Origin of the sequence: Leptospira bandrabouensis (genome assembly GCF_004770905.1) — a bacterium.
Classification (GTDB): domain Bacteria; phylum Spirochaetota; class Leptospiria; order Leptospirales; family Leptospiraceae; genus Leptospira_A; species Leptospira_A bandrabouensis.
On the sequence record NZ_RQHT01000014.1, the window covers coordinates 1,140,243 to 1,166,771 of the forward strand.

At 37.7% G+C, this 26,529-nt stretch carries 28 protein-coding genes; 11 read left to right on the top strand and 17 right to left on the bottom strand.

Annotated features, from left to right (window positions below; all coding sequences use genetic code 11):
* Nucleotides 1-27 precede the first annotated feature (27 nt).
* Complete coding sequence (gene folP, locus EHR07_RS12630; protein WP_135745400.1) at nucleotides 28-843, bottom strand: dihydropteroate synthase; 816 nt, start codon at nucleotides 841-843, stop codon at nucleotides 28-30.
* 94 nt (nucleotides 844-937) lie between these two features.
* Between folP and EHR07_RS12635 the strand changes: the two genes are divergently transcribed.
* The 5 genes from EHR07_RS12635 to EHR07_RS12655 are packed head-to-tail and all read left to right on the top strand — an operon-like array spanning nucleotide 938 to nucleotide 6,855.
* Nucleotides 938-2,950: an OmpA family protein gene (locus EHR07_RS12635; RefSeq protein ID WP_135745401.1), complete on the top strand. Its 2,013-nt coding sequence runs from the start codon at nucleotides 938-940 to the stop codon at nucleotides 2,948-2,950.
* A gap of 1 nt (nucleotide 2,951) precedes the next feature.
* The gene (locus tag EHR07_RS12640; RefSeq protein ID WP_135745402.1) at nucleotides 2,952-4,076 is read left to right on the top strand and encodes a DUF1577 domain-containing protein; all 1,125 of its coding nucleotides are present in this window, start codon (nucleotides 2,952-2,954) and stop codon (nucleotides 4,074-4,076) included.
* A 33-nt stretch (nucleotides 4,077-4,109) separates the two neighbouring features.
* On the top strand, nucleotides 4,110-5,423 hold the full coding sequence (hisS, locus tag EHR07_RS12645; protein ID WP_135745403.1) for a histidine--tRNA ligase: 1,314 nt from the start codon (nucleotides 4,110-4,112) through the stop codon (nucleotides 5,421-5,423).
* Complete coding sequence (locus EHR07_RS12650; protein WP_135745404.1) at nucleotides 5,420-5,953, top strand: phosphatase PAP2 family protein; 534 nt, start codon at nucleotides 5,420-5,422, stop codon at nucleotides 5,951-5,953. Before hisS ends, EHR07_RS12650 begins: the two co-directional genes overlap by 4 nt.
* The gene (locus EHR07_RS12655; RefSeq protein ID WP_135745405.1) at nucleotides 5,950-6,855 is read left to right on the top strand and encodes a lysophospholipid acyltransferase family protein; all 906 of its coding nucleotides are present in this window, start codon (nucleotides 5,950-5,952) and stop codon (nucleotides 6,853-6,855) included. The genes EHR07_RS12650 and EHR07_RS12655 overlap by 4 nt, the downstream gene beginning before the upstream one ends.
* Before the next feature lie 68 nt (nucleotides 6,856-6,923).
* Here EHR07_RS12655 and EHR07_RS12660 read toward each other — a convergent pair whose 3' ends face one another.
* From EHR07_RS12660 to EHR07_RS12720, 13 genes are all read right to left on the bottom strand, one after another.
* Nucleotides 6,924-8,051 carry a Re/Si-specific NAD(P)(+) transhydrogenase subunit alpha gene (locus EHR07_RS12660; RefSeq protein ID WP_135745406.1) on the bottom strand — a complete coding sequence of 376 codons (1,128 nt, stop codon included), beginning with the start codon at nucleotides 8,049-8,051 and terminating at the stop codon, nucleotides 6,924-6,926.
* A gap of 1 nt (nucleotide 8,052) precedes the next feature.
* Complete coding sequence (locus tag EHR07_RS12665) at nucleotides 8,053-8,985, bottom strand: UDP-glucuronic acid decarboxylase family protein (protein ID WP_135745407.1); 933 nt, start codon at nucleotides 8,983-8,985, stop codon at nucleotides 8,053-8,055.
* A gap of 57 nt (nucleotides 8,986-9,042) precedes the next feature.
* Complete coding sequence (locus tag EHR07_RS12670) at nucleotides 9,043-9,924, bottom strand: M50 family metallopeptidase (RefSeq protein WP_135745408.1); 882 nt, start codon at nucleotides 9,922-9,924, stop codon at nucleotides 9,043-9,045.
* A 15-nt stretch (nucleotides 9,925-9,939) separates the two neighbouring features.
* Nucleotides 9,940-12,309: a PP2C family protein-serine/threonine phosphatase gene (locus tag EHR07_RS12675; RefSeq protein WP_135745409.1), complete on the bottom strand. Its 2,370-nt coding sequence runs from the start codon at nucleotides 12,307-12,309 to the stop codon at nucleotides 9,940-9,942.
* Nucleotides 12,306-13,574, bottom strand: coding sequence for a hypothetical protein (locus tag EHR07_RS12680; protein ID WP_135745410.1), 1,269 nt, complete (start codon nucleotides 13,572-13,574; stop codon nucleotides 12,306-12,308). Before EHR07_RS12680 ends, EHR07_RS12675 begins: the two co-directional genes overlap by 4 nt.
* Nucleotides 13,571-14,725, bottom strand: coding sequence for a bifunctional glutamate N-acetyltransferase/amino-acid acetyltransferase ArgJ (gene argJ, locus EHR07_RS12685; protein WP_135745411.1), 1,155 nt, complete (start codon nucleotides 14,723-14,725; stop codon nucleotides 13,571-13,573). Before argJ ends, EHR07_RS12680 begins: the two co-directional genes overlap by 4 nt.
* 52 nt (nucleotides 14,726-14,777) lie before the next feature.
* Nucleotides 14,778-16,142, bottom strand: coding sequence for a HAMP domain-containing sensor histidine kinase (locus EHR07_RS12690; RefSeq protein ID WP_135745412.1), 1,365 nt, complete (start codon nucleotides 16,140-16,142; stop codon nucleotides 14,778-14,780).
* Entirely contained in the window at nucleotides 16,135-16,809 is a 675-nt protein-coding gene (locus tag EHR07_RS12695) for a response regulator (protein ID WP_135745413.1), read from the bottom strand. The genes EHR07_RS12690 and EHR07_RS12695 overlap by 8 nt, the downstream gene beginning before the upstream one ends.
* Before the next feature lie 71 nt (nucleotides 16,810-16,880).
* The gene (locus EHR07_RS12700) at nucleotides 16,881-17,261 is read right to left on the bottom strand and encodes a hypothetical protein (protein ID WP_135746281.1); all 381 of its coding nucleotides are present in this window, start codon (nucleotides 17,259-17,261) and stop codon (nucleotides 16,881-16,883) included.
* A gap of 7 nt (nucleotides 17,262-17,268) precedes the next feature.
* Entirely contained in the window at nucleotides 17,269-17,628 is a 360-nt protein-coding gene (locus EHR07_RS12705; protein ID WP_135745414.1) for a hypothetical protein, read from the bottom strand.
* Entirely contained in the window at nucleotides 17,612-18,094 is a 483-nt protein-coding gene (locus tag EHR07_RS12710) for an RNA polymerase sigma factor (protein ID WP_135745415.1), read from the bottom strand. Before EHR07_RS12710 ends, EHR07_RS12705 begins: the two co-directional genes overlap by 17 nt.
* A gap of 86 nt (nucleotides 18,095-18,180) precedes the next feature.
* Nucleotides 18,181-18,555 (bottom strand): hypothetical protein, encoded by a 375-nt coding sequence (locus EHR07_RS12715; protein WP_135745416.1) that lies wholly within the window; start codon nucleotides 18,553-18,555, stop codon nucleotides 18,181-18,183.
* Complete coding sequence (locus EHR07_RS12720) at nucleotides 18,552-19,724, bottom strand: hypothetical protein (RefSeq protein ID WP_135745417.1); 1,173 nt, start codon at nucleotides 19,722-19,724, stop codon at nucleotides 18,552-18,554. Before EHR07_RS12720 ends, EHR07_RS12715 begins: the two co-directional genes overlap by 4 nt.
* A 12-nt stretch (nucleotides 19,725-19,736) precedes the next feature.
* On the opposite strand from EHR07_RS12720, the gene EHR07_RS12725 reads away from it, so the two are divergent.
* Both EHR07_RS12725 and aat read left to right on the top strand, forming a co-directional pair.
* On the top strand, nucleotides 19,737-20,468 hold the full coding sequence (locus EHR07_RS12725; protein WP_135745418.1) for a hypothetical protein: 732 nt from the start codon (nucleotides 19,737-19,739) through the stop codon (nucleotides 20,466-20,468).
* Nucleotides 20,465-21,130 carry a leucyl/phenylalanyl-tRNA--protein transferase gene (gene aat, locus EHR07_RS12730; protein ID WP_135745419.1) on the top strand — a complete coding sequence of 222 codons (666 nt, stop codon included), beginning with the start codon at nucleotides 20,465-20,467 and terminating at the stop codon, nucleotides 21,128-21,130. Before EHR07_RS12725 ends, aat begins: the two co-directional genes overlap by 4 nt.
* Here the strand turns inward: aat and EHR07_RS12735 are convergent.
* Both EHR07_RS12735 and EHR07_RS12740 read right to left on the bottom strand, forming a co-directional pair.
* Nucleotides 21,108-21,698 carry a hypothetical protein gene (locus tag EHR07_RS12735; protein WP_135745420.1) on the bottom strand — a complete coding sequence of 197 codons (591 nt, stop codon included), beginning with the start codon at nucleotides 21,696-21,698 and terminating at the stop codon, nucleotides 21,108-21,110. The genes aat and EHR07_RS12735 overlap by 23 nt on opposite strands.
* Before the next feature lies 1 nt (nucleotide 21,699).
* Complete coding sequence (locus tag EHR07_RS12740) at nucleotides 21,700-22,035, bottom strand: Mpo1-like protein (RefSeq protein ID WP_135745421.1); 336 nt, start codon at nucleotides 22,033-22,035, stop codon at nucleotides 21,700-21,702.
* 214 nt (nucleotides 22,036-22,249) lie between these two features.
* Here EHR07_RS12740 and EHR07_RS12745 point away from each other — a divergent pair, with 214 nt between their 5' ends.
* Nucleotides 22,250-22,537: an LIC10235 family protein gene (locus EHR07_RS12745; RefSeq protein ID WP_135573202.1), complete on the top strand. Its 288-nt coding sequence runs from the start codon at nucleotides 22,250-22,252 to the stop codon at nucleotides 22,535-22,537.
* Nucleotides 22,538-22,542: 5 nt separating this feature from the next.
* Here EHR07_RS12745 and EHR07_RS12750 read toward each other — a convergent pair whose 3' ends face one another.
* Nucleotides 22,543-22,719 (bottom strand): DUF1289 domain-containing protein, encoded by a 177-nt coding sequence (locus EHR07_RS12750; protein WP_135745422.1) that lies wholly within the window; start codon nucleotides 22,717-22,719, stop codon nucleotides 22,543-22,545.
* Nucleotides 22,720-22,805: 86 nt separating this feature from the next.
* Between EHR07_RS12750 and flgN the strand changes: the two genes are divergently transcribed.
* The 3 genes from flgN to EHR07_RS12765 are packed head-to-tail and all read left to right on the top strand — an operon-like array spanning nucleotide 22,806 to nucleotide 26,512.
* Nucleotides 22,806-23,318 carry a flagellar export chaperone FlgN gene (flgN, locus tag EHR07_RS12755; RefSeq protein WP_135745423.1) on the top strand — a complete coding sequence of 171 codons (513 nt, stop codon included), beginning with the start codon at nucleotides 22,806-22,808 and terminating at the stop codon, nucleotides 23,316-23,318.
* A 9-nt stretch (nucleotides 23,319-23,327) separates the two neighbouring features.
* Complete coding sequence (gene flgK / locus EHR07_RS12760) at nucleotides 23,328-25,241, top strand: flagellar hook-associated protein FlgK (RefSeq protein WP_135745424.1); 1,914 nt, start codon at nucleotides 23,328-23,330, stop codon at nucleotides 25,239-25,241.
* 5 nt (nucleotides 25,242-25,246) lie between these two features.
* Nucleotides 25,247-26,512 (top strand): flagellar hook-associated protein 3, encoded by a 1,266-nt coding sequence (locus tag EHR07_RS12765; RefSeq protein ID WP_238752966.1) that lies wholly within the window; start codon nucleotides 25,247-25,249, stop codon nucleotides 26,510-26,512.
* Nucleotides 26,513-26,529: the final 17 nt, after the last annotated feature.

Below are 26,529 nucleotides of genomic sequence, written 5' to 3' on the forward strand. Positions count from 1 at the left end.
TTTTTCCTGTAAAATAAACTTTAAACCTTAATCAATTTCCTGACACAAATTCCAAACTTTTTCAGCTTGCCTGAGTTTTAAAACATTATGCGTTCGAATGTAGGGAATTTTGTATCTTAACAAATGAAGTTCACAAGCCAAAGTGACAAATTCTCTTTCTGCAATTGGTAAATTTCCAAGTACGTTTCCGAGAAATGATTTTCTGGAAACTCCCACCATCAATTGCGGAAATTCTAATTTGAGAATTTCTAATTCTTGTAATACGCGAAAGGAAACCATTGGATTTTCACTTAAAAAAAATCCCATTCCTGGATCATAACAGAGAGATGATTCTGGGATGTCCATTGCCAGAAGTTCAGAACGTCGGTCCCTAAAAAAAGCCTGGATCTTTCGGATGACTTTTTCTGGTGTGAGATCTGACTTATTTTTCGCAATATTCCTGTTATGCGAATGCATGATGATTAGTTTTAGCTCTGGGTGTTTTTGAATCGCTGATTTTAAAAAACTGCGGTCACCTTCGTAGGTAAAACCTGTGATATCGTTAATACATCGCACTCCAGCTTCAATTCCCTTTTGTTGGACTGAAGGGCGAAAACTATCCAAGCTGATCCGAACCCCTTGGGGGACAAAGTAACGTATTACAGGTTCTACTCTTTGCCATTCTTCTTCTTCGGAAACAAGGCTGGCATTGATGTTTGAGGATTGTCCAGAGACATCCAACCAATCGGCACCTTCTTGGAGAAGTTTTCTTCCTTGTTCGATTGCATCGTCTGGGTTTAGGAATTTTCCCCCGTCACTAAATGAATCGGTGGTAATGTTTAAGATTCCGAAGATTTCGGCCATGTAGGAGTAGGATTCTCGGTAAAGCTGGTCCTAAAAGCCTTATTTTTCCCTTGGCAGAAAATTCCGATTAGCCGATACATAGGAGAGACGGCAGATGAAAAAACTCCTTACTTTCTTAATCATTTTGGCATTCCCACTTCTGGCTCAGCCTTTACCGAAAGTGAAAGATGTAAGGTTTTACCAGCCACTCAACACACAAAATGTGGAGTATAACCCCATCATTTCTCCCACAGGCAGATATCTGGTTTTCCAATCCAACAGGCCTGGTGGAGAAGGAGGGATGGACATTTGGGTTTCTGAAAACTTAAGTTTTCCTGACCGAATGAAATTGCCGGTTTGGTCACCACCCAAAAACTTTCGGGAACTCAACACATCCAATTTTGAAGGTATGTTTTCGATCCTCTTTGATGAAGAGGAAAAACCTTACGAACTGTATTTTACATCGGTTCGTGATAAAACCCAAGCAGACCCTAAAAAGAACCGTGAAGGTTATGACGGACTCAATATCTATTATACTAAAATCAACCAAAGAACAGGCCTTTGGTCCATTCCAGTTCATTTAAATGAAGTTAATTCGCATTTTGAAGACAAAATGCCTGCAGTTTCGCCTGATGGTTGTTCAATGGTATTTTCATCCAATCGACCTGGTGGACTGGGAGGATTTGACCTTTGGATTTCCAAACGAGAACCGATCACAGAAACTAAAGAAAAAAACCCAGATAAACCTACCATTCAATGTAGAGATGGAGTTTGGCAAAAACCTATTTCTATGGGAACTTTGATCAATACAAACGATGATGAAATTAGTCCTAGATACCATTGGGATGGATTACGTTTGTATTTTAGCTCCAACCGAGGAGATAAAAATCGTAAATTTAGTTTTTATTATAGTGAATATGATGAATCACAAAAAACTTTCGTTACCCCGGTTTTATTAGGATCTCCTTTTAATACCAAAGAACAATTGTCAGGTGAATCAACAGGATTTCCTTTTGATACTCCGGCAGATTATTCTACATATAGCCTTTGGGAAGAAAGTGATAACGAAGGAATCTCAGTCACTTTCGATGATTTGTGGTTTTATTTTTCTTCCAACAGGCCCGGTGGGGAAGGCCAATTCGATATCTATCGAACTATGGTTCCAGAAGACCTTCGTCGTAGTTATGAATTTCTATTTCGTGGGTTAGTTCTAGATGGATCGGAAGCAATTATGATTGGTCTCGATTCGACACTTAAAATTTACGATGATACAAGACCCATCCAAGTGATTACTTCTAAACGAATTGGTGGGGATCTTTCCATTGCCGATGCGGAAAACTTTCGCACTACAATCAAAACTGGAAAAGTTTACCGAGTGGAAGTGTCTTCACCTGGATTTCATCCTACAGAGTTACTTTTGGATTTAAGAGGGAACGTAGGAAAAGATAAGGAACAATATTCTCAAATTATCTTACAACCCATTCGACAGGCAAAAGACGAACGCCCTGATAAAACCATCCAAGGAATTCGTTTTATAGTGAAAGATAAAAAAACTGATTTGGTAATCCCGAATGCGATTTGTTATTATTTTGATGATCTCACAAGAAAAGGAAAATCCTTAGAATCCAAAGATGCTCATTTTGATTTGGAAAAATCGCCGACTATGGATTTTGAAATTTTGGTTAGGGCCAAAGGTTTTAAAGAAGAAACTTTCCTATTTGCAAAAGAGAAAATTTCTGGAATGGAAGGAAAAGATACCGTACTTTATCTAAGAAATCTAAATGATTTTGATAGTTTGTACAATACAATTATTTATTTCCCGTTCAATGAACGAACATTGAGTGATGAAGATAAGAAAAAATTGGATCTTTTTGCGGACTTCCTTATTCAACATAAAAATGAAAAAGTTGAAATTGGTGGACATACGGATAATATAGGGAATAAAGAATACAATATCAGTTTGAGTGAAGATAGAGCCATTTCCGTTTATCAATATCTTCGATTGAAAGGTGTTCCTAAGGAAAGAATGAAGGTACAAGCTTACCATTATTCTCAACCAATTTCGGAAAATGAAACAGAAGAAGGTCGTTCGCGTAATAGGCGCGTGAATTTCAAGAAGATAGACTAATATGATCAATCGCGTTAAAATTCATTTCGACCAAGAAAGAGATTACGTTCCTTTAGAAGCCGTACGTACTTTGCCCGAGTTTTTCAAACAGATGATGGGTGGAAATGGATTGTTTTTAAAAGGATACGACACTCCGATTCGAGTGAAGTTTAAAGGGGAAAGACCTGATGGTGCTCATATTTGGGAACTCGAAACCATTCCCGAACTAATTGAAACGATTTTTACGGTCCAGGCAACACCTAGTTTTCACGTAGAAGTGGATTATGAATTGATCAACCAAAAGGATAACTTACTTCTTGGTAAAATTATTGATCGTAGACAAACTTATACAACAAGACAAGATCCTAGAAATGAAAAGGTTCGAGGCAATGTAGTTGCTTCTAATTTTTTGGTCGCAAAAACGAATATCGACTTTTCCAAGCTAACGGGAGTGAGTTCACAGGTTATTTTATCTGATATTCAAAGAACTGTCCTTCGCGATTTCCCGCAATCTAAAGTAGTTTTTCTTTCGGTATCCATCCATAGCGATGAAATCGATTTGATGAAAGAACATAAAAAACCTATCTTTATTTTGGATACGGAAACTTTTGTTTCCTTTCCTTCAGAAGATGTATTTGATCCTAAAAAAACTTTTGAAGATGAGTTTTTGTTGGATGATAAAATTCAAGAATATAAAAAGAAAAAAATTGGTTCTTTTATCTATTATCCTTTGTTCATTCAAATGAAAGACATGCATTTCTTTGCATATCTCTCTCTTGAAACAGAGAGAACTGGGATTCCAGAAGTGGTTTTAGATCTCTTTAAAGAGGTTGAACGTACGTTTCAGGAAAGAATCATGGATTCAAATACCCATATTCTTGAAATCAGACAAAACGTACTAAACGTTTCCCGAGGTGGAGTTGCCTTGGAAGTTAACGATATGGAAATTATCAAAGCATTGAAAGTGAAACCTACATTTACTTTAGATATCAATTTCAAATTGCAGGCACCGATTCGAATGGCAGTAGAATTACGTCATTTAGAAGAGGTGAATGATTATTTTAGATTGGGTGGAAGAATCACAGGTGTCAGCGGCGATAAAAAAGCCAAAGAGATTTACCATAGTCTTATTGAATTTTTCGGCTGATCTTACTTAGGTTCAGGTTCCAGGGGCCATATATTGAAAGAGCAAAAACTAACAACAGAAAACTATAAGGGCACTAGGGATTTTTATCCTGAAGATATGCGCCTTCGCAATTATTTATTTTCCGTGATGAAAGACGTCGTCAGATCCTACGGATATGAAGAATACGATGGTCCAATGGTGGAATCTTTGGATCTCTATCGGGCCAAAACTGGGGAAGAAATTGTAGGAAAACAAATTTATAATTTCATTGATAAGGGCGACCGCGAAGTTGCAATTCGACCTGAAATGACACCAACAGTTGCAAGGATGGTGGCAAAAAAACTGAGAGACCTTCCACGCCCCATTCGTTGGTTTTCAATCCCAAATCTTTGGAGATACGAACAACCAGGGCATGGCCGACTTCGTGAACATTGGCAATTAAATGTAGATATGTTTGGCGTAACGAGTCAAAGAGCAGAGTTAGAAATTTTATCTTTGGCTTGTGATATTCTTTTTGCATTTGGTGCTCCACGGAACAGTTTTAAAGTAACAATTTCTCATAGGTCACTTCTCGATGAATTTTTGTTAGACGGTCTAAAGGTAAGCCCTAATCAAGCCCATGAAGTATCTAAAATTTTAGACAAAAAAAATAAAATTACAGAAGAGGAATATACGACCCTCGTTTCCAAAACCATTGCTAATGATCCAACGGCCGTTTCAAAAATAAATTTGTTTCTTGCGGCAACTGCAGATTCACTTGATCAAATTCCTGGAATCAAAGAAGAAACAAGAAAAACAATTCAAACTTTGTTTGGAGATTTAAAAACAATTGGATTAGACGATATTGTGTTTTTTGATCCTTCCGTAGTAAGAGGATTTGATTATTATACTGGTTTTATATTTGAAATTTTTGATACATCTCCACAAAACAAACGTTCGTTATATGGTGGTGGGAGATACGATAATTTGATCGGCCTTTTTTCCAATGAAGAACTTTCTGGAATTGGATTTGGGCTCGGTGATGTAACCCTACAGAATTTTTTAACCGCACATAATTTGTTACCAAAATTTGCTAATGATGCAACGGTTTACATTCCTCTTTTGGATGAGTCTTCTTTTTCTGAGAATCATAACTTTGCAAAAGAGTTAAGAAAAGAAAAGATTGCCACCGAGGTTTCTTTAGTTTCTCAAAAAATGGGAAAACAACTTTCCTATGCAGAAAAAAAAGGATACCGTTGGATATTACTCCGTGGTGAAGACGAAATTAAAGCGGGTACTGTGACTTTAAAAGATATGGCCACTAGGAACCAATGGACTTTTTCATTTTCGGAAGCACTTCATAAGATCAAAGAAGAGCTTTCTAAATGAATTTGATTTCTTCTATTGACTTAAAGTTTTCGATTTGGATCCAAAAAAATCTCCACCATCCACGTTTGAGTTGGGTATTGTCTCGGGTCAACCGTGGAGAAATGTTTGCATTGGTATTGTTGCCACTTATGTTTTTAAGTGATTTATACAAACCAGTTTATTTTAGTTTGCCATTTGTATTGGTTTTTACCTATCTTACGGATCGTTTAGTTTTAGTTTTAAAAAAATACTTCGCTAGAAAACGTCCACTAGTTAGTGTTATGGGAAAAGTGGATTCAAATCCTGATATGAAACATTCGTTTCCTTCAGCACATAGTGCAAATTCCATTGTGGTATCAACTATATTGGTTTTTGCATTTCACGAAACTCCGTATTTCTTTTTCTTTAGTTTGTTTGCTGGTGTTGGTAGGTTAATTACATTACACCATTTTGTGAGTGATATTGTGGGAGGATGGGTCATTGGTTTTGGAATAGGACTCATTGCAGTTTTAATTCATTATTATTTTTGGACTTATTGTGTAACTTTATGAAACAGATTGGATACTTTATTTCATTTTTAATCGTTTATTTGTTTTATTTTCCATTTAAGGTTCTTCCATATAAATGGTGTTTGGCGTATGGAATCTTTTTAACCAACCTTATTTATCCCCTTGATAAAAAACACAGAAAGGTTGCTGCTGATAATATTCGATTTGCGTTTCCTACTTATACCGAAGAACAAATTTTAAACTTAGTAAAGGCTCATTATCGTCATTTGGGTATCCTTCTTGCACATACGCTTTGGGCACCACGGATGACTAAAAAATGGTTAGATGAAAATTTAGTCATCGATGATGAGAGTTTAAAAATTGAAGAAGAAACTAAAAAACAAGGAGTCGGAGTGATTTTGATTTCGGGTCACTTTGGTACTTGGGAAATTTTAGTTCAGTTTTTAGGAATTCGTATGAAGGGTGGAGGGATTTACAAAAAGGTGAGAAATCCTTTTGTGGATCAGTTGCTTCGTCGTATGCGTACTAAAAATGGAGTTGTCCTAGTTCCCGTTGAAGAATCAACGCAAGTGATTAAACTTCTTAAACAAGGATATTGGATTGGTTTTGGTGCCGATCAAAATGCTGGCAAAGCAGGAATTTTTGTTCCGTTTATGAACAGACAAGCTTCTACTTTTGTCGGCCCTGCACTTATGGCCTACTTAACTGGCGCTAAAATGTTATATTATTCTGTGTTAGCCGGTGAAAATGGGAAGGTAATTGTTCGAGTAAAGGATTTGGGTTTTGTTGATAAAAAACTTTATCCTTCCAAAGACGATGTGATTCGACATTATACAGAACTTTGGACGAAAACTTTAGAAGAAGAAGTGAAGTTGTTTCCGGAGCAGTACTTTTGGGTCCACCGTCGATGGAGAACCCAACCGCAAGTCACAGCAAACAAATAGAAGTTGAAAGATTAGAAATCTAAAAAATAAAAGTCTAATCTTTCAAATGACAATCTCAAATCTCGGAGTTATTCTCCGAGAAGTGCAAGTGTTGGTTTGTGACGAATGGAACCATTTTCCGCAATCATACATGCATTGATGATTTCGTCTTCTAAGTTGATATTGAACTGTTTTTCTTTGTTCACAAAAAGTTTTAGAAAGTTCACAATGTTCTTTGCATACATTTTACTTGCATCCATTGGTTGTGTACTTTGAAGATTGGAATTTCCAATGACTGTGATTCCTTTGTAAACAATGGTTTTGTCATTTTCGGTCACTTCACAGTTTCCACCATTCACAGCTGCCAAGTCCACAATCACAGATCCTTGTCTCATTTTATCTACCATCTCTTTTGTGATTAGTAGTGGAGCTTTTCTTCCTGGAATGAGGGCTGTTGTGATAATGATATCTGCTTTTTCGGCGTATTTTGCAATGGCTTCTTTTTGACGGCGTTGGTAATCTTCTGATTGTTCTACCGCATAACCACCAGTATTCGATGCATCAGCGGCACCCTCTACTTCGACAAATTTTGCACCAAGTGACATACACTGTTCTTTTACTTCAGGTCTAGTGTCAAAAACATCAACCACGGCTCCAAGTCGGCGAGAGGTTGCAATGGCTTGAAGACCAGCTACACCTGCGCCAAGAATCAGAACTCTTGCTGGAGTGATGGTTCCCGCCGCAGTAGTTAACATTGGGAAAAATCGGCTATAATTGGAAGCGGCAAGTAACACTGCTTTGTATCCAGAAACAGTTGCTTGGCTACTAAGAACGTCCATGGACTGCGCACGAGTGATTCGAGGGATGGTGTCCATAGAGAAAATCTTAAAAGATGCATTGGCAATTTCTTTTACTTTTTTGGGGAAAGCAAGAGGAGATAGTGTTGCAATATAGATTTTGTCTTTGCCAATCTTTTTTGCACTCGCTTCGTCCAAAGCATGTATGGACACAACAATGTCGGAACCAGAAAGAATAGCGTCTCTTGATTCTACTGTTGCCCCTGATTCTTTATAATCTGAATCAGAAAAAAATGCATTGTCCCCAGCAGTTGTTTCAATGGAAACAGTGAAACCTAGTTTTTTTAATGGGTCTATTACGTCGGGAGTGATAGCCACTCTGTTTTCATAAGATGGTTCTTTGATTACGCCTATTTTCATTTTATACTCTTTTGCTAAAATATTCGATGGTTTTTTTTACGCCTTCCACTAATGGGACGGTCGTTGAATAATTCAATTTCTCTTTCGCCAAACTGAGGTTTGGTTTTCTTCTGGTCGGATCATCTTGTGGGAGCGGAAGATAAATAATTTTGGATTTACTTCCTGTCTCTTTGATTACGAGTTCAGCTAATTCCTTAACTGTAAATTCGCCATCATTACCTAAGTTTACAGGTCCAACGAAACCATCCGTATTCATCATAGAAATGATTCCACGCACTAAATCATCTACGTAACAGAAGGAACGTGTTTGGCTTCCGTCACCATAAATGGTAATGTTTTCTCCACGTAACGCTTGTACGATGAAATTGCTTACTACACGACCATCATCTGGGATCATTCTTGGACCATACGTATTAAAAATACGAATTACTCGAATGTCTACCCCGTGTTGGCGGTGATAATCGAAACACAATGTTTCTGCTACTCGTTTTCCTTCATCATAACAACTACGAATTCCAATTGTGTTCACATTTCCCCAATATGATTCCGTTTGAGGATGTTCTAGTGGATTTCCGTAAACTTCGGAAGTACTAGCTTGTAGGATTCTTGCTTTCACTCTTTTTGCAAGACCAAGCATGTTCATCATCCCCAAAACATTCGTTTTGGTAGTTTTGATGGGATTACTTTGGTAATGAACTGGAGATGCAGGACAAGCCATATTATAAATCTCATCCACTTCCAATTTGATTGGATCCGTAATGTCGTGGCGGATCAGTTCGAAATTTGGATTCCCGAGAAGATGAGTCAGGTTTTCTTTTCGTCCGGTATGGAAATTGTCCAATACGATGATTTGGTTCCCAGCGTTCAAAAGAGTTTCTGCTAGATGGGATCCGATGAATCCGGCTCCACCTGTGATAAGGATTCTTTTTGCCATTGAGATTCTATATTTAGGAAGTCTGTGTCCTCGGCAAATGAAAATTTGTGAGAAGGCCTAAGGACTGTTGTCTTTGGGAGGGAAGTCCTGGAACAAATTGGGGGGTAAAACGATTCCGCTTTCGGGGTCGACACCTCGTTTTTCCAACCAAAGTTTTGCCTCCGGAGAAAGATCCCCAGGAAAACGTTCGAAACTCTCTTCCATACTAGGAATATCATGGGTTTCTTCGTGGCTGAGGGAACTTCGTAGGGACATAAAAATGATACCGACACTGAGAAGAGACCATAGGGTTGCAATCATGTAACCAAGCACCACAACTACGGTCGGAACTTCCTCGTTTTGTAGATCTTCCGGCCCAAGTCCAGCCATCCAGAAGGCAAGGATCCCCGCATCGGTTTCCGTCAATCGTTCTGCAAAATCAGAGAGGTCATACAAAGAATATAAAGAGATACTTGTACCTAAAAAAACTAAAGATAAAATCGAAATAGTTTCGCCTAACATTCCTGCTACGAGAATTCCTACTCCCCAAAAAATTCCTGTGAGGTAAGCAAGTTCACCTAATTTGGAATACAAAACGCTAACTGAGATTAAAAATAATCCTAACAAAATCATTGTTTGGCGAGCATGGCGACCTTGGAAACCTAAACGTAGCAAAAAGGCACCGACGAGGGAGGATCCAATGTAACCGGCAGAAACTACTAAAATAAAAGAACCACGAAAAGATGCAGGAACTGCAATGGTTTCTCCACCTTCGTTTCCATGAAGTGCGATTCCTTTGACCACTCCACCGCTAAAGAGTGCGGCTGTGGCATGACAGATTTCATGGATGAGTACAACAAATTCTTTGAGATAAGAAGTGAATTGGTGGTCCCAAAACGCAACTAAGCTCAGAATCAAAGAAAGAAAAATGACAAATTTGACTGGTTTTTCTGCCATCATCAGTTTCAGTATCGGCTAATTGGGGGTAAAAGAAAGACCAATAAATGTAATATCATCCGATTGTTCTCGGTTCCCGCGAAAATTTGTCATCTTCGCATCAAGAAGTGCTGGGATTTCTTTTACGGTTTTTTCGGCATTAAAATGCAAAAATTCGATTAAAGTTTCCTCTCCAAAAATCTCATCGCGTTCACTAAAGGCTTCTGTGATTCCATCTGAGTAGAGGAATAATTTAGTTCCAGGGATTAATTTTAATTCTTGCGCATGGTATTCTGTTTCTAAAATTCCAAGAACTCGTTGCGTTTTGGAATGTAATTTAATTTGGCCATCAGCACGCATTTCAATTAACGAAAGATGCCCTGCATTTACATATTTGAAAACATTTTCATTCGAATCGAATACTCCTCCAAGGAGAGTCATAAACTCATTCCCTTTGTACCTTGCACGGAAAAACGAATTGATTTCGCGAAATAAACCTTCGAGAGAAGTTCCATTTCTAAGTTGTTCTCTGACAATTCCTTTGATCGCACTGACTAAAAATCCCGTACCAAGTCCATGTCCAGCAACATCACCTAACAAAACTATCATTTTGGTTTGAGAAATTGGTATGATGTCTAAATAATCTCCCGAAATTCCCACAGCAGGTTTAGAAATATAGCCGTAATCGATTCCTTTGACTTCACTAGGTAATATGAGTCTGAGAGTGTTGTCAACAATGGAAGCAGTTTGAATATCCCTTACGATTTTACGTTTCTGAATTTCATCTTCTAACAAACTATAGTTTTCGAGTAACATACCCGAAATTTTGACAACTTCATTAATAAACTTTAATTCTCCAATAGAGAAATATTTTTTATCTAATTTCTCTCCAATGAGAATCATCGCTTGGATATTTTTTTTGTTAGTGGATGAGTCATAAGCAGGGAATGCTAACTGAACATTTAATCCTTTTAGAAAATTATATAATGTCTCTCTTAGTCCAATTCCATATTCTAAATGTGAAGTTACGGTGACTCGGTCCGTACTTTTGAAATAATTCCATATTTCAGATTGAGGCGAAATTCGTACGAAGTTTATATTTTTTAAGTCAGTGCTGGCAAATTGATCACCTGGAATTAATATAATGATATTCGAAACATTCACAGTTTCTTTTACAGTACGATTGATGGTTAGAATTGTTTTTCGCATCGAAAGCGGAGAAGATAATAAACCTGCAATTTTATTGATCCCTTCGCTGAGTTTTGGGTTTTGTTCAAAAAACCAATAATCAAATAATTCTTTTACTTTGAGTTTGAGTGGAATCAAATATGCAGTAACTAAAAAAAGATAAATGAGGTTAAATACCCAACGATCTTTTAGATATCGAATAGGAAAAATAAAATCTAAAATGAAAATAGAGCCGATGTAGGTTCCCAAAATGATAGAAACCAAAATCAAAGTGACAATACTTGGAGTAAAAATGACTAGAGATGGAACAAAGGTGTAACGGTAAGTTCCATAAAAAAAAGAAAGAATAAATAAAAGGTAAGTCGAAATGAACAAGGATCTATGTACGAAAAACCAAGGGTATCCATCAAAAAAAATAATGCTAATAGGAAGGGCTACGTAAAGGAAAATAGATGAAACTAAAACGACTCGTTTGAGAAGAGCTTCTTCTTGCGGTTTGGATCTAATAATTTCATAAATATTGGCGATGATATTGATGGAGCCAAATAAAACGGTGATGGCATGAGCTATCAGAGCCACTCTTTCGATAAGCACCATATCGTATTTTTCTTGTGATGCGATCATTGCCATAATAAAAGAAATCAATACTTGCGGTAATAACCATTTAGAATTGATCTCTTTTCCACGTAGCCTGTAGATCAAATGGTATTGTAAAAAACTGCCGAAATAGAGGGTCAAAATAAAAAGAAAAATAGAATTATTAAAAGTTAATACAAAAACGTTCGAAAGAATGATAAGGCCAAAATTAAAAAAGAAACCAAATATCAATGCATCTCTTGTGGAATAATAAAAATAAACAGCAATTGCCAAACTAAAAAATGCCAAAAATAAATCAGAAAAAAATACATTCAAAACATCTGTTTTGCGAACTTTCGTAAGTTTAAAATTTTCTTCGTAAATTTCGCCTTTATGGTCTTTGATATGTAAAGGAAAGGAGTCTATATTTGAAAAATCGGTAATGGATTCAAATTTTTCTAAATCTTCCTGAACCACTGAATTTCCCCAGTGGGTCCGGTTTTCTTCGCCAATATTTACAATGAGTCCAGAAGGATAATGGTAAAAGGGAAGTCTTTTTGCGTTATTTTGAAATCCTATAAAAGCAAATAGAAGGATTAAAAAAAATAAAAGAGATGAAAGTATGGTTATGGCAAGTTCTCTCATTTGACTTCTGGCTCTTCGAAACTAAATTTAAGAATTGGTTCGCCACGTTGTTGGATGAGGATGGGTCCTTTGTCCATATTGATCATATTTTTCCAACCCATACTGGCCACAACTTCTTCAGAGTTTCTGGTAATACGGAATTGTTTACCTTCTTGAACTATATAAAGTTCGGAATATCCAATTTTTCCAATAATCATTTCGTAATTTTCTTTCCAGTCTAACTTTTGAAAGGTGGATTGGATTAAAGATTTTATATCGGAAAATCCTTTTAAAATACGAAGTCTTGATTGCGAATAAACCACACCCAAGATATAAGATAGTATGATCCCAATATGTTGGTAAGATTTTCCTGCATTTAGAATGACAAAAAACCAACTTCCATCCTCCACTTGGAAAAACTCGATTAAGTTTCTACTAGTTCTTTTATAAGCAGTGATTTTCCAACCTAGTAGCTCAGGAATAGTTCCTGTTTCCAAAAGGTTTTGTACGCGCACCGCATAAGCTGCTTCTTTTTGATACTTTTTGTTTTCTGAAATATGATAAGAGAGAATGTGGTTGTGTATAGTTAAGGCTGATTGTCCTGCAAGAAGTGATAAACTATGTGTTGCATCCGTATTGGGGATGTTGGAAACCGCAATGAAACCAAAGAGTTTTTCTCGAAAGATAAAAGGATAAATGTAGTTTGCATGGAGTTCCATAAAGTCATTATTTATGTTTTCATGGGAATAAGTTTCCGCAACAGAAGCTCCATTACGTTTGCTAAGTAAAAAAGATTGAAAACTTGTTTTGACTGTAATGTCTTTCGTTGGACTTAGTTTTTTTTGGCGCCCCCGGAAATAGGAGTGAAATGCAAAAGTGCCATTATGTGTGAGAACTGCCATGGTACCAGAATGGCTTCCTGTGATTTTCACCATGTCGGGAAAAACGTTTTTGATTAGTGCATCAAAGTTAAATCGTTTGATGGCTTGCCGGTATGATTCTGCATCTTCTGTCAAATATTCAGATAAAAATCTTGTTCGAATGTAACGTGTGAGTCTTTCGATGATGGGAAGATATAAAATCAGTGCAAAGGCACTTGTTAAAAGTAATGCAAGTTCCAAACGATAAGACATAGGTTCTGGAATTTGTGATAAAATCAGAAAATAGGAAATATAAACTAATAAAATAAACAAAGTACGGGTAAAGATATTAGTTACAGAAAGTTTTAATTGATAACTCGAAGGTAAAAAATATTTGAATGCACTTTTGAATTTATTTGAATTCATGTTGTATAGTATGCGTTTTCTTGAATATATCCTTCTGTAAAATCACAACTCCAGAATGTTTTTTGGAAAGATCCAGTATTTAGAATCACTGAGATATGGATTTCTTCATTTGATTTTAAATATTCAGCTAACTTTGTTTTGGTGTTATTATCAGCACCCTTAACGGATATTCCACCTAATTGGATTTCTAAAGAGTCGTATGGAATTGGTTCATCAAATACTTTCCCTATTGCCATCACAAACCTTCCCCAGTTGGGATCACCACCGTAAATGGCGGTTTTCACCAGAGGAGAATTGAGAATGGATTTCCCAATTTTTGTCACTTGCATATCATCTCTACCGTGTGAAACCGTGAGTTCAATAAGTTTGGAAGCTCCTTCTCCATCACGGGCAATCATTTTGGAAAGGTCTGTTGCAATTTCTTTTAGATGAGATTCAAAAACATCATCAGGAATGGTTCCAAGAACTCCTGAACACATAAGCACCACTGTATCACTTGTGGAGGTATCGGAATCGATGGTCACACAATTGTAGGTCACATCCACCACTCGTTTTAAAATTCCCGGTAGGTCACCAGATTCAGGCAAGTAGTCGCATAGAATATAAGACAACATGGTAGCCATATTGGGTTCAATCATTCCTGCACCTTTGGCAATTCCAAACATCACTCCTTCCCCTGCTTGGTTTGTAATCGTGCGGTAAGAGATTTTTTTACGAGTGTCAGTAGTCATGATTGCTTCAGCCACTTCCTCTAAATTACCTGGTTTTAAATCGGATTTTGCCGTTGAACAAGCATTAAGTATTTTTTCAATTGGAAGCGGAACCCCGATCACTCCAGTGGAAGAAGGAAGAATATCTTCAGCAGGAATACCTAAAGATTTTCCAAGTTCAATACAAATTTGATAGGAGTTTTTGATTCCTTGTTCCCCAGTGGCGACATTGGAATTTTTAGAATTGATGACAATGGCTTGTAAATACCCATCTTTGATATGGTCACGACCCACATAAATGGGTGCTCCAGGAAAATTATTCCGTGTGAAAACGGCTGCCGCCTTACATCGATTTTCTGAATAAATGACTGCAAAATCTAAGCTATCGTCTTTGATCCCGATGTTTTTGCCGAAGGAATAAAATCCCAATGGAAACTTCATAAATAACCTACCGGATACCAATATTCTATCCGGTGATTTCTCTTACGAGAATCTATTTTTTAGGAAACTCAAAGGTGAAAATGGAACCACCTTTCGGGTTGGGAGAGACGGAAACCTCTCCCGAATGGAGTCTAGCGATGTGTTTGACTATGGAAAGGCCAAGGCCCGTACCACCCTCTTTTCTGGAACGATTGGTATCCACTCGGAAAAAACGTTCAAAAATACGTTCGGCGTCCTCTGCAGAAATCCCAATGCCATGATCAATGACTTGGATTTGATTTTTATCCTCTGTCGACGAAGCTCTTACAATGACACTCGAACCTTCAGGGCTATAAGCAGAGGCATTGGAGATCAAATTCACTAACAAATCCTCAAGGAGAAGGCGGTCTGCTCTCACCCGAAAATCAGATGGAATCTCTAAAACTAAATTTTGTTTTTTTTGGGAGTAAATCACACCCAAAGATTCTGATACATTTTTTACCAAATCAAACAGAGAAAACTCGGTAAGGTTCAAAACTGTTTTATGATTTTCCAACCTGGAAACAGTCAACATATCTTCTACAATTCGAATGAGTCGGTCAGTATTTCGGAGAATGGCATCTAAAAATTTTCTTTCATTCGAATCTTGTGGAAGTTTTAATTTATACTCTAAAGTTTCGGCATAACCTTTAATCGATGTTATGGGAGTTTTTAATTCATGAGAAGCATTCTGAAAAAATTGTTCTCGGATGAGTTGATTTTGTCTGTCTTCGGTTATGTCAGACAAAACCCCAATGAACAATTGAATCATGGAATCAGATTTGATTGGGTAAATGCGAGCCGTATAGAAATGAAGTCCATCTTGGAATTCAGTTTTTCCTTCTACACCCTTTTGGATTTTCTCTTTTATAAAGTTTAAGAGTTCTTTGTTTTTGATTGCGGGAGTATATGCTTTAAATTGGGAATTTTTTTCAATTAAGGTGTCAGATATATTGCGATTTAAAAATAAAAATTTTTCATTTCTATCAATCGCAAAGACACCTTCCTTTAAGTTTTGTAATAAATAATTAAACTTTTCTTTTTCAACTGTCAGATCCAAAAATTGGACTTTGAGTCGTCTAGCCATTTCATTGATAGAGGAAGTTAACGTGGCAAGTTCTCGAATATCAGGAGAAGATAGTTCCACACCAAAATCTCCTGCATTGATTTCTTTAGTTTTTTTCTCTACAGTTGCTAGCGGATCTGTGATTCGCATCGCGATGTTTGTTGAAATATAAAAAGTCCCAAAAATGGTAATTAAAACAAATCCAAATAAGATTAGCGGTCTAACTGCGGGTACAACTAGATCGTAAATATAAAAAACACCCAAAGCCAGGGTCAGTAAAACAAGTAGGAGACCCCAGTTGAGTAAAAGTAATGTAGAAAAAAAACTACGCATCTCGGAATCGGTAACCGACCCCGCGAATGGTTTCTAATCTTTCTTTTTCAGAAAGTAATTTGTCCCGAAGCCGTTTGATATTTACATCAACCGTTCTGTCCGTTACAAAAACATCTTTTCCCCAAATTCGATCGAGTAGTTTGTCTCTTGAAAAAGCGACACCTGGATTTCCTGCAAACAATTGTAAAAGTTTGAATTCGATTAACGTTAAGTCAATTTCTGTTCCTTCTACAAACACTTTGTGTGCCGTTGGATTGATTTGGATTTTTCCTGTGGAAATGGTTCCTTGGACTTCTTGGTTTGGGTCTGTAGTTCTTCGTGTAACAGTTCTTACGCGGGCAACCAGTTCGCGGATGTTGAATGGTTTGCGAATGTAATCATCAGCACCTAATTCAAGGCCAAGAACCACATCGGTTTCCCCGGTTTTTGCTGTTACCATTAAAATAGGAATATGGGGGTATTTTTCTTTGATGCGTCTGCAAAGATCCATCCCACCAATTCCCGGCAACATCAGATCTAAAATGATTCCATCGGGAAGATTCTTTTCTAACCGAGGGAGGACTTCCATCCCATTATGACAAACTTCGGTCTGGAATCCTTCTTCCTCTAAATGGAATTGGATGAGTCCTGCAATGTCTTCTTCGTCATCTACAATTAGTATTTTCATGAATTAATCCAAAAGTAACAGGGATTCATTACAAAAAGAATACAAAATGATTACAAAGAAACGATATCTATCTATTTCCCGAGCATCTGGTTGATGTCTCGGATCGCTTGGCGTTGTCTGAGTAACAAAAATCCCAAGAACCCAAAAAACAAAATGAAGGCAAGTCCATACACCCAAAGCAGGGATCGTAGGCGGGCCTGTTCTTTTTCGATGGCTTGGATTTCCTCCAAGTGGGAGATGAGGAAATAAAAATGGTCGCCCTTAGGGTAGGATTTTTTGATTTCTGTTCGGAGTTCCGAAACAAGGACTTTTGAATCTTCTTTAGAAAGGGATTCGATGAGAGGGAGTGCCTTATCCAAATCCATTTTTAAAAATTCATCCGCAGATGGCAACGCCTCGGCGGAAAGGGAAATAGCCAAAAAAAGAAGTGGGAGAACCAATAGACCTTTCACGAATACTTTAAACCTCTTCAAATCCAAGTTTCTCTTTCCATTCATTCAGAAAAGGAATTCTTGTGTTGAGGAGCAAAAAGCCAAGGACAAGAGAGTAAAAACAAAAAAACAAACTGGAACTAATCAAAATTGGTAAAAGTAATCCTGTGTCTTCATTATGAAATACGGATAAAAACATAATACCCATTGGAATTAAAAATAACAAAACCGAGAGGCCTACAGAGGAAAATAAAAACTTGAGAGGTAAAATTTGCCCTAACACTCGCAAGCGGATTATGGAAGGTGCCTCTAAATTTTTTAATAGAGGGTCAGGATGTTTAAAAACAGAGATATCCTTTGGGGATCTGGTCTTAATTTTCGATTTCATGTGACCACCATTTCCTTAATAGGTCCTTCCCCCTGGAAATATGGCTTTTGATCGTACCAAGTTTTATATTGAGATCGGCGGCAATTTCTTTGAGAGGTTTGTTTTCAAAGTAATGTAAAAGAATCGGCATTTGGTATGATTTTGGTAATTTCGAAACAAGAGATCGCAGGTTATGACTTGTTTCTTCTTTATCTAAAATTTCAATGACAGAAGGATTTGACCTATCAGCCACAACGGATATATCTTCTTGCCAATCGACAATAGGGAGTTTTTTCTTTTTGAAAACTTTCGTTAGGCGAAATCTAGCGATTTGAAATAACCAAGTGGAAAACTGAGATTCCCCTCGGAACTGACTTAAGGATTCGTATGCTTTTAAAAAAACTTCTTGGGTGAAATCTTCTGCTTCTTCCTCGGTGAGGAAGGCTTTTTTCGCCTGGGAGAATACCATACCTTGGTATCGTTTCATGAGGACTTCGAATTGGGATACGTCTCCTCTAAGGACCGACTGGACGGAATTCCAATCTTCCTCGTTGCAGATACGTTGTACATGCTCTACCTGTACATTTTGTAGAAGGTCAAGAGACCGAGTCCAATTGCGAATGGGATTAACCCTCCTAACATCGCCATAGAACTTCCTAAGACGAGTATAAATACAAACGATAAGGCAAATCCAGTGAATGTCAACAAAAGACCAAGGAAAAAGGAATACAATCTGATGTCAAAACTCCATGGTTTGTATTGTCCCGACTGGATGAGTGCCATCTTTTGTTTATGCCACCACTGAAACAAAAAAAACAAAAGTGTGGTGCCAAAAATAATTCCTATATTCGGAACTAAATACAAAACCAAACGGTAAGGATCGGATCCACCGCTATCCTGAATTTTTGTAAGTATTGTTATGATTGTTTCATATTGCTCCTGAGTCACGAAACAGCCTCTCCAATTAAATTTGATGCATAAGCACTAAGATATGACATTCCCTCTGGTTTGTCACACTGGAAAATTTGGACACCAATGTTTGTGGAATTGGATTCCCCTTTTTTTATGCTTCGTAAACTTCCATAAAAAGTGTAGGGGGAAGAATTGATTACCATTTGAAAAGAAACAGGAGAACCTAATGTACTTGTTTCAATATTTGTTCCCTTGGGAAAGGTAATTCCGATTCCTCTTCCATCTTGACTAATGTCTCTAACGGGTGTTGTGCGAATTATTGTTTCCCAGTCTTTTGCATATGCAAATTCTAATTGGAATACAAATTCTTCGGCTTTTTGGTCTAAAAAACTAAGTAAGGGGCCAATGCCTTCCGCCCCTTCAATATCAGATTGTAATACTGGATTCCCAAGGTCTGGTAAATTGCTGATAATTTCAAAGTAACCTAATAAAATTTTTCCCTTGGAGAAAATTGGAAATATCAATGTAGATTTGATATTATTTAAAAGTAGAGAATCCAAATAAGAGCGAATGTATATTTCGCTTAGTTTTTTGGGGCTAAAAAATCCTCTATCTGAATAAAAAATTCTTTTATTCGCATCACGTACGTAATATGGTGCTTTCGATGCTGCGAGAGCTTCCATAAGTTGTGTGTCTACGGCATAATAAAAACCGATTTGAATTTTTTTAATAAAATAACCGTAGTTGGCTAAGATTTGTTCCAAATGGATTTGCCATTGGTTTAAAATTTGATTGATGATAGAAGTTTTTCCGTAAATGGAAATGACAGTTCCCAAATCGGCTGTTTGTGCCATTTTAAATTCATAAGCAGATATGTCTTCAATCGCAGCTCGTTTGGCAGATCGTTCCAAAGGTTCAATGAGAATTTCATAAACCTGAAGTAAATCATCTTGGTAAGGATTCACAGGTTTTACACGAAGTTCGACTCGATTCTCTTTGAGAACACAAACTAAAGATTTTGGTTTGGAAACAATAGGTTCTGTGGTTGCAATTGTGATATGAACTGAATGAAGGATATCCTTGACTGCGACTGGGTTTTGGAGAGTAAATTTTTGTTTGGTATCCTTATCTTGCAGAATCGTTGTGGTGAGTTTGGAAACAATTCCCAAAACAGTTCTTTGGTCAGTCAGTCTGTATTTTTTCATGGTCTAAACAGTATGATACGTAAAATCCTAATTTTTGCCATAGTTTTTCCATCTTTTTTGCCTTTATGGGCAGAAAAACCAAAATACCAATACTTCGGAAAGGCATACGATCTGAAAACTGGTAAGTACATTTATTCAGACAATCATAAAGAATATTATAATAATGGAAAGCATATCTATTCAGACATACAATACAAAGATGCTGAAGGAAAGGTTTTTGGCACCAAACATATCGAATTCGATAAAAATTCAGAAGTTCCAACGTTTAAAATGGAAGACTTTCGCGACGGTTATACGGAAGGTGCTGACGTAAAAGGAAAGTCGGTTCGTTTATTTTCCAAACGAAAAAACGAAGATCCTCTTTCCGAACGAACTTATACACCCAAGTCACCTGCTGTGATGGATGGTGGTTTTGATTATTTTGTCAGAAACAATTGGGAAGTACTATCCAAAGGGGAAAGGATGTCTTTTCATTTTCTTGCTCCCATCCAGTTGGATGATTATAAATTTGCAGTTGAAAAAATTCGAGATGGAGAGTGGAAAGGAAGACCTGCTCTTTATTTACGATTAGAGGTTGATAATTTTCTTTTGAAACAGGTTGTGAAACCGTTTCTTTTAGTTTATGATGTACAAACTCGGAGAATTTTACAGTTCGAAGGACTTTCTAATATCAATGATGAAAATGGGAAGAGTTTGAAAGTGAAAATTATTTACGATTATCCCAAGGAAGTACTGGAACCTTGACACTACGTACTTTCGAACAATTTTTTAAAAACCCACGAACTTGGAAGGAAGACCTTGTCGCCGTGGGTGGAGATTTCTCCGTAGAGCGTTTGTTATATGCTTATAAACACGGAATTTTTCCTTGGTCGGAAGATCCTATTCGATGGTATTGTTTGGATCCTAGAGCAATTTTTGATTTAAAAAGAGTTCATTTTTCCAAAACCGTACAAAGAAAAGTAAAACAAAGTAAATTTCGAATCAGCTTTAATGAGGCTTTTCTTATTGTCATGCAAGCCTGTTCCTATAGAGAAAAAGATAATACTTGGATCACTCCAGGTTTTATCGAAGGTTATGCGGAATTACACAAAAAAGGATGGGCACATTCTGTAGAAGTTTGGAATGCCGAGAATGTTTTGGTTGGCGGAGTCTATGGGGTTGCCATAGGCAAATTCTTTGCAGGGGAAAGTATGTTTTCTTTTGAATCCGATGCAGGAAAGGTGGGACTGTTTCACTTGTTCGAAAAATTAAACAAATCACAATTTGAACTTTTTGACACCCAACAACTCAATCATGTGACTTGGCAATTGGGTGCCTATGAAATTCCTAAACTTTCTTATTTGGATCGATTGGAACGTGCATTAGGTGAATGTGAACCTTGGATCATTCCACCTTTACACGACTAAATTCATCCAATTCCACTTTCCATAATTTTTGAATTTCTCCTGTTACATTTTCCCATTCTTTCTCACCTAACTTAGGTGCACGATAGGGATCAAATTGGGGATGGTTTTCCCAAAAAAGGTCCAAATCAGATTTAGAAATGGCGGTTCTGAATATTTCTGCTTCTTGGATTTCTGCATCAGGATTCTTTTCACCCTGAATGAAAAACGGTTTGGAAAGACTTAAAGAAAGTCTGTGGAAATGGTGAAGGGCCAATGCATAACTGGTACGAAGTAAAACTAAACTATGGTATTCAGTATTTGTTTTTCTGTATTCCGAGGCATCATTGAAAGTGAGTGCAGAATTGCTTCCATAGGTGATCTGTGCTTCGTGTTTTTGATCTTTGTCTACTTCTGTTTCAAATCGTTTGAATTCTTGTCCTAAAATTTTTGGTAAAACCAAATTGGCAAAGCTAAGTAGATTTTTTTGGTTCCCATCGCGAAGAGAAGTCACCTCTTGTTTCGACACATCTTTCGGTTGGCAACCAAAGAACAAAACAGCGGTTACAAGTAAATTGAGAACAAGTTTCATCTTAGGTTTTATTTGACTTAATTTTGGCAAATTCTGCATCAATGCGACCGGTGAGCATTTTGAAATACATGATCCAGTCCGAGATAAAAGAATAAAATGGATAGGTAAAGGTGGCAGGGCGGTTCCTTTCGACAAAAAAATGTCCGATCCATGCGAAGAAATACCCACTAACAAGGGCAAAGGCTAAGATATAGAATTTACCTGTGGATAAAAACCCAAGGATACATCCCATTGCGAGACTTGATCCAACGAAGTGAAGAGCTCGATTGAACGGGTGGCTATGTTCCTCTAAATAAAAAGGGAAAAAATCTTTGAGTGTTTTGTATTTCTTTTCCATACAAGTCTCCTTACACTTGATCATAATCAATAATCGTACTTTGCCAAGACAAAAATGATTCTAATCTTAGAGTTTGTCCCTAGTTTTTACGTCTATATTCGATAATTCTGATATGATTTTAAAATTGTGTTGCACGTTAGTGGGTACTGCCTAATGTGCATTAACATTTAGAATCTAACAGAGAGTTAAATTTAGCAAGAAAGCAGGAGAATGTATGAAACCTAAATCGATAAAACCGGATGAGCTGAGTAAGATTTTTGCCGAACTGAAAAAAGGCGATGAATCTGCCATCGGTAGTTATTTAGTAAAAGGGGTTCGCCTTCAAATCAGTAAATACAATCTTTCCGGTGCAGAACGAGTTCAATTGTTATACAAAAGAAGAAGAGCTCAAGGGATGTGTATTGTATGCGGAAAAAAAGTAACAAAGAAAAATCCGTCAACAGACCAACTCTATAGATTGTGCGAAGAACACCGCAATAAGATCGATAAAGGTACTAAATAATCAATTTACCCAGGAGAGTTTCCCGCTTTTCGTTGCGGGAGCTCATTCCAAACTTCGTTTCTTTCTTCCTCAGTCATCCTAGACCAATTCCCAATTTCTTCAATGGTTCGATAGCAGCCCGCACAAAGCCCTGAATCTGGGTCCATCATACATACTTTGGTACACGGCGATTTTAGTGACATAGGCCTGAAAATAGTAAATTTTTATAAATTTTCCTAAGCAAGTTTGGGAATCCGTCGATCCTTCCCATAAGGGAAAAGGAATTCGCATGTTGGATTGGGTAGAATCACTTAGAAGTTTATTTACTAATGAAATAGACTGTTACAAGCGCCTTCTGGAATTGGAAGGCAAAAAAAGAGCGTCCATCCATTCTGCGGACGGAAAATCCTTAGAGTCCTATGTCAAAGAAAGTTATCATATCATGGTGGAAGCCTCCGAATTAGAACGAATTCGGATGAAAACAATAGAAGATGTGTATGAAAAAGAAAAATTCACAAAAGACGAGTCTTCTATTACACTCACTAGTTTTCTGAACCAAATGGATCGTGAATCCAATTTTAAACTCAAAACCTTTGCTTTAGAATTAAAGAAGGTAGTGGCAGATCTGAAAGATGCCATCATCACGAATGATAAACTCTTAAGAACTAGAAAAGAATTTTTACAAACAACTGTTGATTCTTTGCAAGAGTTATCCAGAGAAAAAGTTTATACCTCACACAAACAACCGACAAGGCGTGGGCAGGGCCAAAAAGGCGCGATCATTTTGAACGCGACTGCTTAGGAGAATCGTATGGGATCAACATTCCAAGGAATTGAAATAGGAAAACGAGGACTTTCGGTCCACCAACAAGCGATCCAAACTACAGGTCATAACATATCCAATGCGGATAACAAACATTATGCTCGCCAACGAGTGGTCATGAATAGTATGGATCCTCTTTATGAACCAGCTTTCAACCGAGCAGAGGTTCCGGGACAAATTGGACAAGGGGTAAAAATTTCCGAAATCGAAAGAGTTCGAGATAATTTTATTGATGATCGTATCATTGATTCTTCTTCTCTCAAAGAATATTGGGGAAAAAAGAATGATTATTTATACCAAGTAGAAACTGTTTTTAATGAACCCACAGGAACGACACTCCGTTCAATGATGGATCAGTTTTGGTCTTCTTGGGAAGATCTTTCCAATTATCCAGAAGAAACTGCACATAGAGCCGTGGTCCAAGAAAAAGCGGAAGCTCTTGGTTCCCGAATGGAAGATGTGTATCGCAAACTTTCTCTCTTACGGGACCAGTCCAATCGTGAGATTGAATCAAAAGTCAATCATTTGAATACTGTTGCAGAGAATATCAAATCTCTGAACGAAAAAATCACAAAATCACAAGCATTAGGTGATAATCCCAATGACCTTTTGGACAGAAGGGATGAACTTTTGCAAGAACTAGCGGGGATGGCAGACATTACCATTGGTCGCAGTGATGAAGATGAACTGATGGTTTTTATAGGCCAACAAATCCTTGTCCAAGGACAAAAGGTTCATAAAATTGATTTGGTCGGAAATCCCAATAACGATGGACTTTTGGATTTAAAATGGTCAGAGACTGGGGATACAGTTCTACTTCGTAAGGGAAGCATCCAAGCTCTCTACGAAATCAGAGATCGAATCCTTGTCGAAAAAATCAATGCTGTGGATGCCCTTGCCATCAATGCGATGGATGTGATCAACGAAATCCATAAAGATGGATTTGGTTTGAATGGAAAAACCAATCTTAATTTTTTTGAAAGCCGTGCTCTTGCGACCAATACCTTCGGTGAAATTGATACCGATGGGGATGGACTAAACGATAAAACTGCTGTGTTTCGAGTGACAGGTCGCACATCACTTGATGCGGATCGTCCGATTGGAATTTCAGGAACCATGCGTTTTCTAAAATCAAGTCCTGGGGGAGAAACTGAAATTTTAGTTCCTTACTCCAAAGATGATACTTTGAATGCAGTCATCAAACGAATCAATCGTTCGGAAACTGGTGTTGTGGCTTACATGTCGCATGACAACCAGTTGGCGCTAAAAGCAACGACAAACCCGCTCGATAAAAAAGAAAACTTTATGATTCGTCACTTGGAAGACTCTGGCGAACTACTTGTTGGCCTTACAGGAATTCTAACTGCAACAGGGGTTGCTGGATCTTTTGATTACCGAAAAGTAGGTGAGATCAACAAATTCCAAGCCAATGCGCAGGACATAACTCTCACACCGATGTATCATCCTTCTTCATTCTTTAAAATGTCTGAAGAGGTCAGAAACAATCCGGCAAACATTGCGGCAGCTCGTGGTAAGGACGTAAATGGGTCGGGTGATTACAATTCACCGAATGGTCAAAAAGACGGATCCAATGCCCTTCTCATTGCCGCTGCCCTCCGTGAAAAACCTGTGATGTTTGATTATTCCAAAACAACGGATGATTTTTATAACTCACTCATCTCAAGGCTTGGAACAGAAGCAAGGGAAGCAAAACAAGAGTATACCACTCAAAATGAACTAATGGTGGAACTTGAAAATATGCGTCAGTCCGTGATGGGTGTGAACTTGGATGAGGAGATGGCCAATATGGTTCAGTTCCAACAATCCTATAATGCTTCCGCAAGAATGATCTCCACACTCAATGAAATGTTAGATACCATCATCAATAGGTTAGGTGTATAATCATGATCAGAATCACTAACATGATGCAAAACAATTCCTTGGTGCGGAACTTAAACCGCCACCAAGTGGCCATGGACGAAACCCAAACCCAACTGGGAACTGGATTAAAAATTCGGAAACCATCGGATGATCCAGGTGCGGCCACAAACCAAATGTACTTCAGGTCGCGTCTGAATGAACTTTCTCAATACGAAGAAAACATTGGGGACGGATACCAAAGGTTACAACAGATTGATGGTGTCCTAGACAAAATGGGTGAAATTTTCCAAAGAGCTCGTGTTCTTACGGTTCAGGCTGGAAACGGAATTTACCAAGGGGACAAGGGTTTTGAATTGGAAGTGGCGATTGGTAAAGAGATTGACCAACACCTGCGTGCCATTGTGGATCTTGCCAATGCACGTGATGCGACCGGACAACCTTTGTTTGGTGGTCATGTCATCGAAAGACCTCCTTTTGAACCAATAGAATCCAAAATTAAAGGTCTGCAAGGCCTGGAACTCAAAAACCAATATGTGGGTGTAGAGTATCGAGGTGATATTGGGGAACAACTCCGTGAAATCGAAAAAGGCGAATACATACCAATCACGATTCCTGGTAATAAAGTGTTTTGGGGAACAAACGTCAGTGTCACTTCGAAAGTGGATAACTCGGCTTACCAGGCTACGTCCGACCAAAAGTTTAAAATTGATGGAGTGGAGATTCATATCTCTGTGGGTGATACCATTGATGATGTGATTGATAAAATCAACAATGCCCCTCTGGAAGTGAAGGCAAGTAAACTAGCCCAAGATAACATTTCTATTTCTTCCACGGCACCTCACCAAATTTGGTTGGAGGATGTGGATGGAGGAACTGTCCTTCGAGATATTGGCCTCGTGGAACCAAGTGCCAGCGAACCACCGAATAACTATTCTAAGTCGGCAACCGTGACTGGACTTTCTGTATTTGATGTTCTGATCCAACTTCGAAATGACTTAATTCAAAAAGACCAAGAAAGAATTGGTGGAAGGGATTTGGGTGATTTGGATTTAGCTTTAGAAAATATCCTTCGCCACCGTTCGACCATTGGTGCACGAATGAATCGTTTGGAACAACATGAAGACCGAGTTTCATACGACAAAATGTATATGACAGAGCTTCTTGCTAAGAATGAAGGAATCGATTTTCCAGAGACAATCATGAACATGAAGTGGTTGGAAACAATTCATAGTTATGCGTTAAATGTTGGTTCTAAAATCATCAAACCAACTCTTATGGATTTCCTACGGTAACGGAAACTAAATGACGG

What these genes read in the sequence shown, in the direction of transcription:
- folP (WP_135745400.1), bottom strand. Translation starts at nt 843, where the DNA reads ATGGCCGAAATCTTCGGAATCTTAAACATTACCACCGATTCATTTAGT.
- EHR07_RS12635 (WP_135745401.1), top strand. Translation starts at nt 938, where the DNA reads ATGAAAAAACTCCTTACTTTCTTAATCATTTTGGCATTCCCACTTCTG.
- EHR07_RS12640 (WP_135745402.1), top strand. Translation starts at nt 2,952, where the DNA reads ATGATCAATCGCGTTAAAATTCATTTCGACCAAGAAAGAGATTACGTT.
- EHR07_RS12650 (WP_135745404.1), top strand. Translation starts at nt 5,420, where the DNA reads ATGAATTTGATTTCTTCTATTGACTTAAAGTTTTCGATTTGGATCCAA.
- EHR07_RS12655 (WP_135745405.1), top strand. Translation starts at nt 5,950, where the DNA reads ATGAAACAGATTGGATACTTTATTTCATTTTTAATCGTTTATTTGTTT.
- EHR07_RS12660 (WP_135745406.1), bottom strand. Translation starts at nt 8,051, where the DNA reads ATGAAAATAGGCGTAATCAAAGAACCATCTTATGAAAACAGAGTGGCT.
- EHR07_RS12665 (WP_135745407.1), bottom strand. Translation starts at nt 8,985, where the DNA reads ATGGCAAAAAGAATCCTTATCACAGGTGGAGCCGGATTCATCGGATCC.
- EHR07_RS12670 (WP_135745408.1), bottom strand. Translation starts at nt 9,924, where the DNA reads ATGATGGCAGAAAAACCAGTCAAATTTGTCATTTTTCTTTCTTTGATT.
- EHR07_RS12675 (WP_135745409.1), bottom strand. Translation starts at nt 12,309, where the DNA reads ATGAGAGAACTTGCCATAACCATACTTTCATCTCTTTTATTTTTTTTA.
- EHR07_RS12680 (WP_135745410.1), bottom strand. Translation starts at nt 13,574, where the DNA reads ATGAATTCAAATAAATTCAAAAGTGCATTCAAATATTTTTTACCTTCG.
- argJ (WP_135745411.1), bottom strand. Translation starts at nt 14,725, where the DNA reads ATGAAGTTTCCATTGGGATTTTATTCCTTCGGCAAAAACATCGGGATC.
- EHR07_RS12690 (WP_135745412.1), bottom strand. Translation starts at nt 16,142, where the DNA reads ATGCGTAGTTTTTTTTCTACATTACTTTTACTCAACTGGGGTCTCCTA.
- EHR07_RS12695 (WP_135745413.1), bottom strand. Translation starts at nt 16,809, where the DNA reads ATGAAAATACTAATTGTAGATGACGAAGAAGACATTGCAGGACTCATC.
- EHR07_RS12705 (WP_135745414.1), bottom strand. Translation starts at nt 17,628, where the DNA reads ATGAAATCGAAAATTAAGACCAGATCCCCAAAGGATATCTCTGTTTTT.
- EHR07_RS12710 (WP_135745415.1), bottom strand. Translation starts at nt 18,094, where the DNA reads ATGAAACGATACCAAGGTATGGTATTCTCCCAGGCGAAAAAAGCCTTC.
- EHR07_RS12720 (WP_135745417.1), bottom strand. Translation starts at nt 19,724, where the DNA reads ATGAAAAAATACAGACTGACTGACCAAAGAACTGTTTTGGGAATTGTT.
- EHR07_RS12725 (WP_135745418.1), top strand. Translation starts at nt 19,737, where the DNA reads ATGATACGTAAAATCCTAATTTTTGCCATAGTTTTTCCATCTTTTTTG.
- EHR07_RS12735 (WP_135745420.1), bottom strand. Translation starts at nt 21,698, where the DNA reads ATGAAACTTGTTCTCAATTTACTTGTAACCGCTGTTTTGTTCTTTGGT.
- EHR07_RS12740 (WP_135745421.1), bottom strand. Translation starts at nt 22,035, where the DNA reads ATGGAAAAGAAATACAAAACACTCAAAGATTTTTTCCCTTTTTATTTA.
- EHR07_RS12745 (WP_135573202.1), top strand. Translation starts at nt 22,250, where the DNA reads ATGAAACCTAAATCGATAAAACCGGATGAGCTGAGTAAGATTTTTGCC.
- EHR07_RS12750 (WP_135745422.1), bottom strand. Translation starts at nt 22,719, where the DNA reads ATGTCACTAAAATCGCCGTGTACCAAAGTATGTATGATGGACCCAGAT.
- flgN (WP_135745423.1), top strand. Translation starts at nt 22,806, where the DNA reads ATGTTGGATTGGGTAGAATCACTTAGAAGTTTATTTACTAATGAAATA.
- flgK (WP_135745424.1), top strand. Translation starts at nt 23,328, where the DNA reads ATGGGATCAACATTCCAAGGAATTGAAATAGGAAAACGAGGACTTTCG.